Source organism: Falsochrobactrum ovis (assembly GCF_003259955.1).
GTDB classification, from domain to species: domain Bacteria; phylum Pseudomonadota; class Alphaproteobacteria; order Rhizobiales; family Rhizobiaceae; genus Brucella; species Brucella ovis_A.
Genome location: NZ_QLMK01000001.1, coordinates 301,795 through 316,476, shown reverse-complemented (window position 1 = coordinate 316,476; position 14,682 = coordinate 301,795). Strand labels below are relative to the sequence as shown.

The window sequence follows — 14,682 nt, the reverse complement described above, 5'->3', positions numbered from 1 at the left end:
ATTTGCAGCGTTCAGACCTCCCGACGGTGTAGCATGTTCTGACGCCACAGCAAGATGTGCTACCGAACCAGCGCGTTACGCAGGATAATAGAGGCGGTTTTCAGCTCGCAATCTCGCTTGAACATCAACCTTCGCGACGCAGAGAATATCAGCGATCACGATAGTTGGGACAATGAAAGTCAGCCTTTAGTGACGAAGAAACCACGAGTTCAGCATTGGGAATATCATTTGAGAGCGCTCTTTTGCGTGCGGAAACCTCATCATGTCCGTGATCAAGCCAGCGTTGGATCAACCGTCTTTCAAGTACAGCAAAAGGTACATCTAGAAACACACTCATATCAAAAAGTGGAGTCAGGCGAGACCAAGGATGCTGATTAAGCAGCAGATAATTGCCTTCAACCAACAGGATTTGATGATTTTTACGGACCACGGCGGCGCCCGCTCTTGCAAGGTCAAGCTCGCGATCAAAGAGCGGAATGACCACATCCTTATCGGATTTTTTCAGGCGTTTGAGCAAAAGTTCGAAACCTTCGCAGTCAAAGGTTGCGGGTGACCCTTTACGCTGGCGCAAACCCTGTGCATCAAGAATTGCATTATCCAGATGGAAACCATCCATGGGCACAATGGCGGCGGGGCCATCGGCCTGCTGATTGATTTGGTGATGCAAATATTCTGCCATGGTGGATTTGCCCGACCCGGGCGGGCCGGCAATTGCCACCAACAGACGTGCAGATGTTGCAGCAGACCGGCTAAGAATTTCTGCTAATAGCGTTTCTTTTCTGCAATGATGGGGTTCAATATCGACAAGCATGGCCAGACATCACACAGTTTGTTATTTTCAAATCAGTAGTTCGAACTATCTTGTCTAAAGTTCTCTCAGAACGACAAGTGCTTTCATCCTGATTTTAGAACCAATGGAAAAACATGACCGTAAGAATAATTGCCACCACACCCTATCAGGACCAGAAGCCTGGCACATCAGGCCTGCGCAAGAAAGTTCCGGTTTTCCAACAACCTAATTATGCGGAAAACTTTATCCAATCGACCTTTGATGTGTTGAAAGGATATGAGGGAAAAACCCTTATAATCGGGGGGGACGGACGCTATTATAATCGGGAAGTTATTCAAAAGCTCATCAAAATGGCTGCGGCCAATGGCTTTGGACGATTAATGGTCGGACAGGGCGGGATTTTATCCACACCGGCTGCTTCCAATATGATACGAAAATATGGAGCTTTCGGTGGTGTGATCCTCTCTGCAAGCCATAATCCCGGTGGTCCCAAAGAAGATTTCGGCATCAAATATAATATCGCCAATGGCGGGCCCGCGCCGGAAAAAATCACCGATGCAATTTTTGCTCGGACAAAAGAAATAGATCAGTACAAAATCGCAGATGTTGCCGATATTGATATCGATAAGATCGGCACTTCTCATATCGGCAATACCGAAGTCGTTGTTTTTGACCCTGTCGCTGATTACGCCGAGCTGATGGAAAGTCTGTTTGATTTTGATGCCATACGCTCAATGATCAAGGATGGGTTCCGGCTTAAATTTGACGCGATGCATGCGGTTACCGGGCCCTATGCAAAAGAAATCTTTGAACATCGGCTGGGAGCGCCCGAGGGCAGTGTGATGAATTTCGTACCGCTGCCGGATTTTGGCGGACATCATCCCGATCCCAATCTTGTCTATGCGAAAGAGCTTTATGATCTGCTTATGTCTGATGATGCGCCTGATTTTGGCGCCGCCTCCGATGGTGATGGAGACCGTAACCTGATTATCGGTCGGGGTATTTTCGTGACCCCTTCAGATTCACTAGCCATTCTGGCTGCGAATGCGCATCTCGCCCCCGCCTATAAGGATGGGGTGAAAGGTATTGCACGCTCAATGCCGACCAGCGCGGCAGCGGATCGCGTCGCAGAAAAACTCGGTATCAGCATTTATGAAACGCCGACCGGGTGGAAATTCTTCGGCAATCTGCTGGATGCCGGAAAGGTGACAATTTGCGGAGAAGAAAGCTCCGGCACAAGTTCTGATCATGTGCGCGAAAAAGATGGGCTTTGGGCTGTTCTGCTCTGGCTCAACATTCTAGCGCAGCGCAAGCAAAGCGTGCAGGCAATCGTCGAAGATCATTGGTCGCGATTTGGGCGTAACTATTATACGCGCCATGATTATGAGGCTGTGGATTCCGATATTGCCAATCAACTGGTTTCAGACCTACGCAGCAAGCTAGCGAGCCTGCCGGGGAAACTCGTTAGCGGACTGAAAATCGAAAAGGCTGATGATTTTGCCTATCATGACCCTATCGATAATTCAGTGAGCGAACATCAGGGCATTCGTATCTATTTTGAAGGTGGTGGCCGTGTGGTGCTGCGCCTATCCGGAACCGGGACATCCGGCGCAACCATTCGCATTTATATTGAACGCTATGAAGCAGACCGCACGCTGCACAATCTTAATACGCAGGAAACGCTCTCTGCCTTGATTGATGCGGCCGAAGAAATTGCGGAGGTGAAAAAGCGTAGCGGGCGCGAGGCGCCCACGGTTATAACCTGATCAAAAGGGGAATAAGTTAGCGCTTATTCCCCTATTTTTCTTATTCGAATACAATCGCCGGTGCAGGCTTTCCCGCGCCTTGACCGCTTTTCATATTTTCCCAGACTTTGCGGGCTATCTCGCGATAGATGGCGGCATGGGGACCATCAGGCTCACTGACGGTTACCGGTGTACCGCTATCGGAATGAGCGCGGATATCCATGTGCAGGGGAACTTCACCAAGGAAAGGCACGCCGATACGTTCGGCCTCCTTGCATGCGCCACCATGGCCAAAAATATCATAGCGCGTGCCCGTATCGGGCGCGATGAAATAGCTCATATTTTCGACAATACCAAGCAGCGGCACATCAACCTTGCGAAACATTTGAATGCCCTTGCGGGCATCAATAAGCGCGAGATCCTGAGGCGTGGAAACAATCACCGCACCGGCCAGCGGCACTTGTTGTGCCATGGTCAATTGTGCGTCACCGGTGCCGGGCGGCATGTCAACCACGAGCACGTCAAGCTCACCCCAAGCCACTTCGCGCAGCATCTGGGTGAGTGCTGACATGACCATGGGGCCACGCCAGATCATGGGCGTTTCTTCATCCACCATGAAGCCCATGGACATGACTTTCAGGCCATAATTTTCCATTGGTTTTAAAGTGCGCCCGTCAATCGTCTCCGGACGACCATTAAGGCCAAGCAGTCGCGGCATGGACGGGCCATAAATATCAGCATCGAGAATACCAACTCTCAAGCCATTGGCCTTTAAGCCCAGAGCAAGATTGACCGAAGTGGTGGATTTACCAACCCCGCCCTTGCCGGATGCAACGGCAATAATCGCGCCAACACCCGGAATACCCGGCTTAGTGGCGGGGCGCTGCTGGGCATGGTGGCGTTGTGGGGATAGTGTCGACCTTGGCTGTGTCCGAGGCGGAGGCGGAGCATCATCGCTGGTGCGACCGCCTTTCTTTTCAGCGGTCAGCGTCACTAAAGCGCCTTCAACCCCTGGAATGTCCTTTACGACCTTCTCCGCCGCCTGCCGCATAGGCTCAAGCCCATCAGCACGCTCGGCCGGCACAGTGATGGAAAAGAAAACTTTGCCATTCGCAATAAAAATATCCGAAATCAGCCCAAGGGATACAATATCGCTCTCAAAATCCGGCCCGGTAACTGATTTAAGCCGCTCCAGAATTTGTTCACGCGTAACGCTTGTCATATATCCAACCTCTTATGCGGCAAGGCGCGGCCTTGCCCGGTTCATATATACTGAGATAATCCAGTTTTAGTGAAAAGGCCAATCAATCCGGCCAGAAAAAACCAGCAAAGGTGAAAGATAATGGCAAAAGCGGTTCACTCAATGATACGCGTTCTCGACGAAGAAAAATCGATTAAGTTTTACAACGAGGCTTTCGGGCTTACAGTTGCGGAACGGATTGATTTTGAGACCTTCACGCTCGTTTATCTCAGCAATAAAGAGAGCGAGTTTGAAGTCGAGTTGACGATCAATAAAGGACGGACCGAGCCCTATAATCTTGGGGATGGCTATGGTCATCTTGCTGTTGTAGTGGACGATCTTGACGCGGAATATGCCCGTTTTAAAGAATTGGGCATAAAGGTTGGCAATCTGGTGGATTTCAAGAATGGCGATGTTCCTGTGGCGCGCTTCTTCTTTGCGGACGATCCAGATGGTTACAAGATTGAAGTTATTCAGCGTGGCGGTCGTTATAGCTGATAGCTGATAGCTGTGCTGCTTGCGGCGGATATGTCGCTTGGTCAAATTCGCCGCGATCAGCTAAAAGACAGCTATTCAGGAGCAGGAAAGGTGAAAAAAAGCGCTTTAACAAGGTCAATCATACAGGCATTGCGCTTTGTTTGCGTAATCGGCCTGGTATTGCTGGCCTTTGCGCATCGCCCGGTCGGATTTGAGTGGAATGAGTATCAATCCACCCAATATATGCTCCCCGATGGCAGCTATCCGGTGCTCTGCCTGTCAGATCATCAAGCAAGCGAAAATCACGATAAAGGGCATATACATCAAACTGGCTGTGAAGCTTGTCGGATTTCGGCTGCTTTCCTTTGCCCAGAGCCCGATTCGTCTTCCGGATTCCCCTTACAAAGTGCATTAGCGAGTGCGGTAACTCCGGCTCAGCCCGTGCTGCGACGCAATATTTATCCGCCATCAGCGCCGCCTCATGCACCCCCATTTGCCTGAAATTTTGAAACAAATTGCTGCTTGCAGCAGCGTTTTGAAATTCAACTTTTCAGGATTATACGATGAAAAATACTCGTTTTAACGCAATTGCGATCTCGCTGATCCTTCTTGGAAGTTGGGCAGGAATAGCGCAGGCTCATTCAACCCTTGCTGAAAAAGAGGCCACAGCGGGAAGTTTTTACAAAGCATCCTTACGGATTCCGCATGGATGCAGCGGAAAAGCAACAACCGAAGTGCGGGTGGATATTCCCGAAGGTTTCGTTTTGGCGCAACCGCAAGCCAAGGCTGGCTGGAAGATAACCACCCAAAAGGGGGACTATTCACAACCGCTCAAATTTAACGGCAAAGACATCACTTCCGGGGTGACGCAGGTTGTCTGGAGTGACGGAAACCTGCCGAGCGATCATTTTGATGAGTTTACCGTGGTGGGAAAGATTGCCGATTTTGACAAGGATACCACGCTTTTCTTTCCAGTGACGCAACTATGTGGAACCGATGCAGAAGTGAGTTGGACCGAGATCGCGCAGGACGAACAAGATCCTCATAAACTCAAAAATCCCGCTCCTCAGCTTTATGTACATGCTTCATCCGCTGCTGATCACGGCAAGCACGCACAGCAGAATACGGACCACAATCACAATGGCCATCAGGCGACCAATGTTAAACTCGGAGAGCTCAATATAGAAAACCCATCGATTCGTGCCATGGTGCCCGGTGCGAAAGTTGCCGGCGGGTTTATGACGATCACCAATGAAGGCAAGGAGCCCGACCGGCTAGTGAGCGCCACCACAGAAGCTGTCAAACGGGTCGAAATCCATGAAATGACTATGGAAAACCAGATCATGAAAATGCGGAAACTTTCCGATGGTCTGGAAATTCCGGCGGGAGAAACAGTCGAACTCAAATCCGGTGGTTACCATCTGATGTTTATTGAGCCGGATCATCCTTATAAGGAAGGCGACCGAGTTCCTGTGACGTTAGAATTTGAAAAAGCAGGTAAAGCCCAACTGGAATTCTCCGTCACCTCCAAAAGCGCCTCCAATCACGATGAGCACTCGCATCATTGATTGGTCAATATTTGTGGCGATGTTTCATATCAGCGCCACTCAAATCCTCGATTGATTAAAACCGTGCGCGTTGCCGCAAAGCAGCCTGCAAATTCCAATAGCGACTATATGCGGATGATTTTTTTAAACTTGAGCGATTGACTCCACTTAATTTTCAGGCTTTCATATTTCCGCTAATAGCAACCTTTAATGTCGGGGCCTTGAACCCTTTCAATTGGAGGATCTTATGGTCAAAGTTGATGAGAACCGGATTGCAAATATTGATGGCTTACCTTGGCAGCTTAGCCTTTTGCCTACCGGATATGTAGCGCCACGCTTGCAATTAAGCTTGTCTCGCTACCGCGATGTGAAGTGCCTCACATCCTATAATTGGCGGTGGCGATCATGATGCGGGTATCACATCTCACGGGCGCAAATAGTGCCGATTATTTCGAGCGGCTGCCTGAAAAGCTTGTCCTGGAAGGCTATCGGCGCTGGACAGCCGGATTTGAAACCGGCTCAATTGTTCCTTGGGAGATGGCCTGGGGACTTTACAATGGGGCGCTGGGCTGGTGGCCTGCCAAACAGGCAGTCGGAGAATTGTCGCATTTTATCCGGGTTTTGAGGCAATGCGCTCTCTGCCCATTACGCAGCTTTCCTTTCGATTCACATCATATATGCCGTGAGGAATGTCTGATATTGGGGCTTATTTCTGCTCTACAAAATGATGATCAGAGGCTTCTGGAATTTTGTATCAATGCGATTGCTTGCCCGAGACGGTGTGACGATGTGACCGATGCCGCACGCGGATTTGCCGAGATGCTGGCAGAATTCGGCCAGACTTTACTGCCTATACCTGTCCAAGCAATCGACAGCGCTTTGACTGAAACCAATCGCTCGACTTTTCACTAGGCAAATGTCGCTACAGACCGGCTTTAAACTTGCTGCGATTACGCAGTGTGAGGAGAAAACATGCAAGCCAGAACCGAACGGTGCCTGGGCGTTATCGCTGCAATCACGCTTACCATAGCAGCATTTACTGTTCCGCCTATCGCACCTCAACTCACCTCTTATGTGAAACGTGAGTTAAACAGTCAAACAACTGTAACACGCACGTTCAAGCACCGTGGCGATGGTCATATGAAACTGGCGAGACTGGACAAGCATTTCTGATAAACTTGGCAGTGAGAACAAAACTCACGCGACTATGATCGGTGCTTGCCCTTTTACGCGCTCATAAAGATCGATAATGTCTTGATTCATCAGGCGTATACAGCCCGATGACATAGATTTTCCGATAGACCACCATTCAGGCGAACCATGAATTCGGTAGCCCGTGTCCTGACCATTTTGGTAGATATAGAGCGCACGCGCTCCCAACGGATTATTAGGACCTGGCTCTTGTCCGTTTCGATATTTTTCCAATTCAGGTTGGCGCTGGATCATTTCTGGCGGTGGCGTCCAGCGTGGCCATTGGCGTTTATATTGCACATTCGCCCGTCCTGACCATTCAAAACCGGCTTTACCAATTCCCACCCCATATCTGATCGCTTCACCATCCGGCAAAACATAATAAAGGAAATGATCTTTGGTGCTGACATAGATCGTACCTGGAGGCAGACCGGTTGGATCTTTTACGATTTGGCGGCGATATTCTTTGGGCACTTTAGCGTAAGGAATAGCCGGTAATGTATATGGACCCTCATGCACAGATGCATAGATGAGTTCTGGCGTGCCCATAGATTTGTCCACACTGATGGCAGGACGCATCGGAGTAATTGCCCCGGTGGACATGGGGTCAACATTTGTCTGAAAAGATGACATGTCTAACGTTTGCGAACACCCTGCAGTGCCGCCGAGCAAAACGGCGCTAGACCCAAGCAAAAAATGACGGCGGCTTAACTGTTTACGCAATCCAGACATCGATGTGCCCAATCCTGAACAAGCAATATATTATACTTGTCCCAAGAATTGACCTTCTATGGTTTAGGAAGCATTAATCCGCCAGTAGAAAAGCGAGAAAAGCCCTGCCATCTGTGCTTTAGAAGTTCGAGATTAGGGCCGGATGCAGCCGGATAGATCAATAATCTCTTTCAAAGAAAATACCGACACTGGAATCACCATCAGAACCTAGCGCTCCCTTGGCTTTCAAGTTGCGCGAAATATCGAGATTGACAGTCCCCTTGGTTGTGCCGCCTGAACCTGCTTCAACGCCCAGATAGATATTGTCCTTTATATATCGGCCAGCCCGTACAGCGGTCTCGCCCTCACTATTGGTCACCACATCAATATCATCAAGACCGACACCTTGGCGGATTGAACCCATTAGTGAATTATTGGAACCGCCCGCAAGCTCTGCGGCTGCGGCGGCTAATTGGGCAATCTGGAACGGTGAAAGTTCTCCGATTGAGCGTTTGAAGATGAGATGTGCCAGCACTTCATCTTGCGGCAATTCGGGCGTCGAAGAGAAAACAATGTTCAAATTATCGACAGTTCCGGTCACCGTTACGATGGCGGTGATGTCGCTCCCTTCCGTTCTTGCAACGAAGTTGAGCTGTGGATTGAGATCGCCAACCAGCGTCACGTTACCCTCGTCGAAGGTGATACGTTGGCCGAGAATACCAATGCGTCCACGGATCAAGTCAAATGCGCCAACGGGATGAATATTGGTGAGGGGGCCTGTCAGGCGCACGCGTCCGCCAAGCTCTGCATCCAAACCTCGACCTCGCACAAAGACCTGATTTGGCGCACTCACCACCACATCAAGGCGAGGCATGCTCGGACGCGCAGTAGGTGTTGGCACTTTGCTGCGGCGTTCCTCAACCTTTGCCCGCTCCAAAGTAGCTTCAACGGCTGCGGGCGTGTTGATATGTTCGACGGGCACGTATGTCGCGCCACCGCCAAGATTTTCCGGAACAGATATTTCCGCCCGTTCAACATTAATGCGGCCCGAAATCAGCGGATCACGCATCAAAGGACCCTTAATCGAAATCGACCCGCCGACCGTCGCAACTACAAGCTTGCCATCGGCATAGCGTGCACGGTCCAGTTTGACTGTGATATCGGCAGGGAAATTGGCCGCAGCATTGGTTGAAATAGTGCCATTAGCAGATATTGTTCCGCCACCGGCAAAATTTCCGCTGACCTGGCGCAGCGTGATCGTTTCACCCTCCATACTGCCCATGATATTGATATCATTGACACGAACATTGGTTTCCGGATCGATGAATTGCGCGCCCGCTGTCGAGAACATACCGCGTAGCTGAGGCCGATCAAAGCTACCGCTCACACTGGCAGTCAGCGACATAGTACCGGAAGCCTGACTTCCGCGATCAGCAAGAAAACGATTAGCGAGCACCAGCGGCACATTTCCGGTGACATTCACGCCAAGCCCCTGGCCGGACAAAGGAACCTTGCCATTTGCCGTCACATTGAGACCCTGTGGGCCATCAATATTAAGGGCGCTCATCTCAATTGCGTTTGCAGCATAACGGCCGGAAGCTTCTAATGTGAGCGGGGCAAGTCCGTTTTCGCGCAAAGGCTTTGCAGCGAGGCTGGTTCCGCGCAGATTAAAACTGGCTGCGGGATTGGTGAGCGGGCCGGTCACGCGTGCCGTACCGGAAACATTGCCGGAAAGGTCTTGATCTTTTACGACACCATTGAGAGCCGTAAGCGGAAGATTGGCAAGATTAATATCAATTGCCAATTCGCCCTTATCTAGCGGCACTATACCATTGGCGCGCAGATCAATGCCGCCACCGCCGGTGATATGCGTGTTCACATTCAGCTGGTTGTTCTGGGAGTGACCTTTAGCCTCTGCATTGAGCGCTGCAATGCCCTGATCGCGCAATAGGGCCGCGGTGACATCCCGGGCTGTGGCATCAAAGACAATATCAGGCTGTTCACGCGTGCCGGTTATCCTTGCATTGCCATTTATTATTCCGCCCAAGCCAAGATCAGGTTGAAATGTATTGCCCAATGCGAGCGGAAGATTGGCGATCGCTACTGTGAGGTCGAGCCGGTCATCCACTGTTCCATCCAGCTTCACTTGGCCATTCATACCATTTTGCCCGGTATTGATCACCAGATCGTCGACAGAAATCTGACCGCCTTTCATGGCGATTTTGGCAGGGGATGCAAGATTGGCTTTCAAGTTTCCTTGGCTGACATCGGCAGATTGCAGCAAGAGTTCAAAACCATCATCATTTGGTGCCAAGGACCCGCTAGCCGTCGCCAATGTGCCGATTTTGAGTTTTGTACTGGCTTTAAAATCGGTTTTTGCGCCCGTGGCATTGGCTGTTAGGTCAAAACTGTCCAAACCAAATGTATCAATGAGAATATTACTTGCGGCAGCATCGCCATCAATCACCGGAACTCCAAAAAGGTCACTGATTTTGAGTGCGATATCAGCAGAAGTAATATGGTTCTGATTGATTTTTATGTTTTTCGCGTTGGCCGTGACATCAAGATTTTGCTTTTCACCATTGGCTGTAAGGTGAATATTTGCCGTGGCAGCGCCGGTGGCTTCTGTGAGGAATAAGGCTGCGGCGGTTGATATATCGGCCGCATCTAATTTCAGATTTCCTGACAGCAAGCCTTTCGCAGTATGGGTAACATCGCCAGATAAATTTGTGCCTCCAGCATTAAAGCTTAAATCTGAAAACCGCGTTTCATCATCCGCAATATTGATGAGCGTGCCCAGATCCACTCTCTGGCCATTGAGAAATGCGCTGCCCGATAAGTTGCCGGTCAAGGTGGTGCCTGTTGCCACATTGCCATCCAGCAAGGCATTGAAATCGAGCGCTGCATCGTTCAACTTGCGGTCTGCGAGTTCTCCTTGCGGTACGTCCGCGCGCAATGCCAAAGCGATCAGCTTGTCCGTTCCGCGCGCACTTCCCTTCACCGTCAACCGACCAGAAGTCCGGTCTGAAAGCATTGCCAGATCGGAGAGCGCAACGCCAAAATCAAAATCGGCTTTATCCGATGCAACAGACCCATTCGCGGTTATTTCGCTGCGCTCATTGCCAATACGAAAATTACGTGCTGAAAATCCTTCGACGCTGCGTCCAAGCGCACCGCTCAACTGAACATCGCCTTGCAGAAGATTATCCAGCGCTTGAGTTCCGGTGTGCAAATTCTGGGCGTTTCCGTTTAAATCGAGCTGGAAGGCTCCACTAATCGGATAAACGGTCCCGGCTGCCTTAATGTTAATGCTGCCCGCAAGCTTCCGATCTGCCAAAGCACCAAAGGGCGCAAGGCTTGCAACATTGGCAATAATGTCACCATTAAAGGCGGCGTCGACGATGTTTCCCTGTAGGGCAAGACCGAGGCCATTTCCCTCTATATTTGCGGTTGCGAGCTCCACCGGCATTCCGCTACGCCATCCGCCGGCAATTTCCAGCGTAATGGCATCGCCAAGAGCTTCCGCCAGTTTTGCATCCTGCGATGAAATTCCCTGCGCGCCGCCATTAACGTTGAATGTTATATGGCGGTTGGTTGGATTGTTGAGATTTTGAGCAATACCGCCCATGTCCAGCGCAATGGATGACGCGGAAATTGTGGCATTGGTAAAATTGGCAATCTCCAGTTTACCGATCCAGTCATCAGTCGGTCGATCTCCATATGAAATCTGCAACCGCGCATTATCAACAAATGTTTCCCCGCCTTTGAGCGGCAGAAGAACATGCCCCTTTTCTTCATCTCTTATGCTGGCATCAACCCGCAGGCGATTTAGAAATCCGACATTATCGGATTCAGCTTCTGCTTTAAGATCAAGCGCAGCACTTTTTAAAGCCAGATCGTCGAGGCGGAATCCGCCCGCATCGCGCAGCAAGCCTTTGGCTGAAAGTGTGGTTTCTGCACCGAAAAAATCACGGAATTGTGCAGGCACCAAGACTGCGATCGGGCCATTAAATCCGGCAACAAAAATGCGTCCGTCGCCCTGACGGGTGAGCGTGAATTTTCCGGATAGTGTTCTTGTTCTATTGGTGTCCAGCGCGAGATTAACCACCAGATTATCCAGTGTTCCCTCGCCCGTAAGCTCAAGCTCAACCGGTGGTCGTCCGTCAATTTTAAGCAAATTTGCGACGATACCATCGGCTGGTTCAGAAACTTGCAAATTCAGATCAAGCTTCTGGTCTGCATTGGCATAGGCAGCCTTGAGTGTAAAACTTCCTCCCGGACCGTCTAGCCGTTTGATATCAAAATCTGAATTCAGAGAACCGCCAGCCAGAGAAAGATTGCCATCAAGCGAGATATCCGATTCCAATCCGAAAACATCTTCGCCAAAATGAAGCTTTGCGATTTCCAGGCGATCAATATTGATGGATAGCGGAAGTTCGGGCAGGCTGAATGTGGAGGCTTCCGGTGTTGGTACATTGGTATCCGGCAAGGGCGTGCGGATAAAATCAATTCGTTCCGCAACAAGCGACTGAATGCTGAGATTGCCCCTGAGCAGCGCCAAGCGGCTCCAGTTGAGTTGTGCATTTTCTATCCGGAGCCAAACACCGTCACGATCCGCCACCGTAATCGAGGCCACCGATGCTTCAGATGAAAGCAAACCACTTATGCCGGAAATAGAAATCCGGCGATTTGGAGCGGAAAGCTGATTTTCGACGAAGGACAGGAAATATGATTTTTCCTCTTCCGCCTGTTCCTGTGCAACAGCGGGCAATGCGAAAAGAAGAAAAGCGAGCAGAGCAAGAAATCTAGTCAAAACGCCTGTCCTATGCCTACGTAAAATGCATAGCTCGGATCGCCCGAGCGGCGGTTAAGTGGAATCGCAGCATCCAGCCGGAGCGGGCCTAGCCCGGTTAGATAACGCAAGCCTATACCCGTGCCGAGGCGCAAATCTTCCGAAAAATCTGGATAGGATTGTTCACCGACATAGCCTGCGTCAAGGAAAGCAACCGCGCCGATTGAATCGGTGACGCGTGCACGAATTTCGCCCGAAGCTTCCACCAAAGAACGCCCGGCGATTATTTCGCCATTGGGTGTTTCAATCCCTATGCCGCGATAGGGATAGCCACGGATGGAGCCGCCGCCACCTGCAAGAAAGAGCTGGCTTGGCGGCAGGTCCTCAACGGACGCACCAACAACGGAGCCAAGTTTCACACGTCCTGCCAGAACGATCCGGTCTTGCTTACCAAAACCGTAATAGGTTCTGCCTTCTGCGGTAAACCGGGTTGCGAAATTGCCACGCTGAAATTCATAGAATGGCTCTATATTGCCTTCCAGATAAACACCGGAGCTTGGATCTGGCTTATTATTGCGGTTGTCGTAAATGACACCCGCTTGCAATCCACCGGTCGTAAACTCACGCTTTCCAAAGTAATCATCGTCAAATCGCCCGTGGCTTGCCTTGGCATAAATGGCAGCAGACAGCTCTTCACTGAAAATCTGTGAGAAGCCAATTTTGGCATTCACCGATGTTTCCGTATAAGAATCAATTACTTCTCGTTTTGCATCTAACGCAGCCACAAAATCAGTATCAGGCGTATAGACGCCGGGTTTTGTGAAGCTTGTGCCCACCAGATAAGTGAAGTTTTCCGGATGGAAGGAATTATCTTGTGTTCCACCTATACCGGCGACTTTGGCGTCAAACCGCAGTCGTTCACCTTTGCCGAACAGGTTACGATGCATCCAGTAACCTGTGACACCAAAACCGTCGATTGTGGAATATTCGGCACCGACACCGATCCGCCGAGGTCTACGTTCCTGCACATTAAGGGTAATGGGCAGACTGCCATCGGGTTCGATGGTTTCTGCCTCTTCAAAACTCATGGCGCGGAAAACTTCCATCCGGCCAAGGCGTTTTTTTGCCTGCTCAATATCGTCGGGATCATATTCTTGTCCGGGCTTAAGGCCCGTCATCCAAGCGATAAATTCCGGATCAATCCGTGCTGTTCCCACCACGCTAACAGGCCCATAATGCGCTTTGCGGCCAGGATCTAATGTAATATCCGCGCTCAAACGATCATCCGCGTGATCGGCTACGACGTTCTCACCCGTTACGCGGGCCTTGGCATAACCTTGTTGGCGCCATGCTTCGACGGCCAGACGCTCTGCGCGCAAAATTGTACCCGACCGCGCCACTTGGCCCGGTGCAAAGCCTATGCTTTCGGGGCTTTCGACATGGTCTTTCTTATCTGTTGGTGGCGGAGCAATGTTGGAAATCGCTGTACGCGAGAAAAGAAATTGCGGACCGGGATCAACGGAAATATTAATCTTGGCGTCATCGGGAATATCAGCGTCAGGCGGTATATCATCCGCCTCGCTTCCATTAACCTTGATCGAAATCGTACCGCCATAACGGCCTTCGCTATAAAGAGCAGCCAAAATGCGCCGATAATCGCCGCGCGCCTTGGCTAAAAGCCCTGCCGAGCCGGAAGCAGGCTTGGCCTCGTCGGAAACCAGGCTTGAGGCACCTTCGATGACAGATTTTAGATCAGCTTCTGAGCCATCGGCATTCTTGCGCTCGCCGAGCATTTCGACATCTACCGAATAGTTCTTCGGGTCTGCAATAACAGCGTCGGCGTCCTCTTTCTTGCTTTCGCCCCAAAGTCGGATACCGAAAATCTCAAAGGCCAAAACCGGCGACGCGTGTAGCGTTGACAAACACGCCGTCAACATGAGCGTTACTACGCTTCTTCCCGGTATCGTCCTTTTACTCCAAACCATACGCCAATCTGTCCCGTTCTCTATATTGGCCGATACCGGCGCCCTATACTCCCCCGATCCCAGGACGTTCAGGAGTTAACACAGAGCGCGTCCAGCGCCAAGTTACGCGCGCCAGACAAGTGACAGAATCGTTTCTGACACATAAGTAATCAACAACTGTATCTTTTTAGCATAAACAGGATCAATGGAGCGTTAACAAAAGTG

11 protein-coding genes are annotated in these 14,682 nt (G+C 50.6%); 6 read left to right on the top strand and 5 right to left on the bottom strand.

The genetic code is table 11. From position 1 onward, the window contains the following. Positions 1-148 precede the first annotated feature (148 nt). Positions 149-811, bottom strand: a complete 663-nt coding sequence (locus C7374_RS01490) for a nucleoside/nucleotide kinase family protein (RefSeq protein WP_111573833.1) — start codon at positions 809-811, stop codon at positions 149-151. Between the two features lie 113 nt (positions 812-924). On the opposite strand from C7374_RS01490, the gene C7374_RS01485 reads away from it, so the two are divergent. Further along, a complete protein-coding gene (locus C7374_RS01485; RefSeq protein ID WP_111573832.1) occupies positions 925-2,556 on the top strand; it encodes an alpha-D-glucose phosphate-specific phosphoglucomutase in 1,632 nt (543 codons plus the stop codon). A gap of 40 nt (positions 2,557-2,596) precedes the next feature. On the opposite strand, the gene apbC is transcribed toward C7374_RS01485, so the two are convergent. Beyond that, positions 2,597-3,757 (bottom strand): iron-sulfur cluster carrier protein ApbC, encoded by a 1,161-nt coding sequence (gene apbC, locus C7374_RS01480; RefSeq protein ID WP_111573831.1) that lies wholly within the window; start codon positions 3,755-3,757, stop codon positions 2,597-2,599. A gap of 120 nt (positions 3,758-3,877) precedes the next feature. Here apbC and C7374_RS01475 point away from each other — a divergent pair, with 120 nt between their 5' ends. The 5 genes from C7374_RS01475 (at position 3,878) to C7374_RS01455 (ending at position 6,972) form a co-directional block, all read left to right on the top strand. After that, complete coding sequence (locus C7374_RS01475; protein ID WP_111573830.1) at positions 3,878-4,273, top strand: VOC family protein; 396 nt, start codon at positions 3,878-3,880, stop codon at positions 4,271-4,273. A 90-nt stretch (positions 4,274-4,363) separates the two neighbouring features. After that, positions 4,364-4,753, top strand: coding sequence for a hypothetical protein (locus tag C7374_RS01470; protein ID WP_111574241.1), 390 nt, complete (start codon positions 4,364-4,366; stop codon positions 4,751-4,753). Between the two features lie 62 nt (positions 4,754-4,815). Further along, complete coding sequence (locus C7374_RS01465; RefSeq protein ID WP_111573829.1) at positions 4,816-5,820, top strand: DUF1775 domain-containing protein; 1,005 nt, start codon at positions 4,816-4,818, stop codon at positions 5,818-5,820. 381 nt (positions 5,821-6,201) lie between these two features. After that, the gene (locus C7374_RS01460) at positions 6,202-6,711 is read left to right on the top strand and encodes a hypothetical protein (protein WP_210205062.1); all 510 of its coding nucleotides are present in this window, start codon (positions 6,202-6,204) and stop codon (positions 6,709-6,711) included. A 60-nt stretch (positions 6,712-6,771) separates the two neighbouring features. Then, positions 6,772-6,972: a hypothetical protein gene (locus C7374_RS01455; protein WP_111573827.1), complete on the top strand. Its 201-nt coding sequence runs from the start codon at positions 6,772-6,774 to the stop codon at positions 6,970-6,972. A gap of 24 nt (positions 6,973-6,996) precedes the next feature. On the opposite strand, the gene C7374_RS01450 is transcribed toward C7374_RS01455, so the two are convergent. The 3 genes from C7374_RS01450 to C7374_RS01440 all read right to left on the bottom strand — a co-directional run bounded on the left by C7374_RS01450 (position 6,997) and on the right by C7374_RS01440 (position 14,478). Then, positions 6,997-7,722, bottom strand: coding sequence for a L,D-transpeptidase (locus C7374_RS01450; RefSeq protein WP_111573826.1), 726 nt, complete (start codon positions 7,720-7,722; stop codon positions 6,997-6,999). Between the two features lie 157 nt (positions 7,723-7,879). Next, entirely contained in the window at positions 7,880-12,514 is a 4,635-nt protein-coding gene (locus C7374_RS01445; RefSeq protein ID WP_111573825.1) for a translocation/assembly module TamB domain-containing protein, read from the bottom strand. Then, a complete protein-coding gene (locus tag C7374_RS01440) occupies positions 12,511-14,478 on the bottom strand; it encodes an autotransporter assembly complex protein TamA (RefSeq protein WP_111573824.1) in 1,968 nt (655 codons plus the stop codon). Before C7374_RS01440 ends, C7374_RS01445 begins: the two co-directional genes overlap by 4 nt. Positions 14,479-14,682 lie beyond the last annotated feature (204 nt).

Coding starts and splice junctions, on each gene's coding strand:
- C7374_RS01490 (WP_111573833.1), bottom strand. CDS start 811: ATGCTTGTCGATATTGAACCCCATCATTGCAGAAAAGAAACGCTATTA.
- C7374_RS01440 (WP_111573824.1), bottom strand. CDS start 14,478: ATGGTTTGGAGTAAAAGGACGATACCGGGAAGAAGCGTAGTAACGCTC.
- C7374_RS01455 (WP_111573827.1), top strand. CDS start 6,772: ATGCAAGCCAGAACCGAACGGTGCCTGGGCGTTATCGCTGCAATCACG.
- C7374_RS01450 (WP_111573826.1), bottom strand. CDS start 7,722: ATGTCTGGATTGCGTAAACAGTTAAGCCGCCGTCATTTTTTGCTTGGG.
- apbC (WP_111573831.1), bottom strand. CDS start 3,757: ATGACAAGCGTTACGCGTGAACAAATTCTGGAGCGGCTTAAATCAGTT.
- C7374_RS01465 (WP_111573829.1), top strand. CDS start 4,816: ATGAAAAATACTCGTTTTAACGCAATTGCGATCTCGCTGATCCTTCTT.
- C7374_RS01475 (WP_111573830.1), top strand. CDS start 3,878: ATGGCAAAAGCGGTTCACTCAATGATACGCGTTCTCGACGAAGAAAAA.
- C7374_RS01485 (WP_111573832.1), top strand. CDS start 925: ATGACCGTAAGAATAATTGCCACCACACCCTATCAGGACCAGAAGCCT.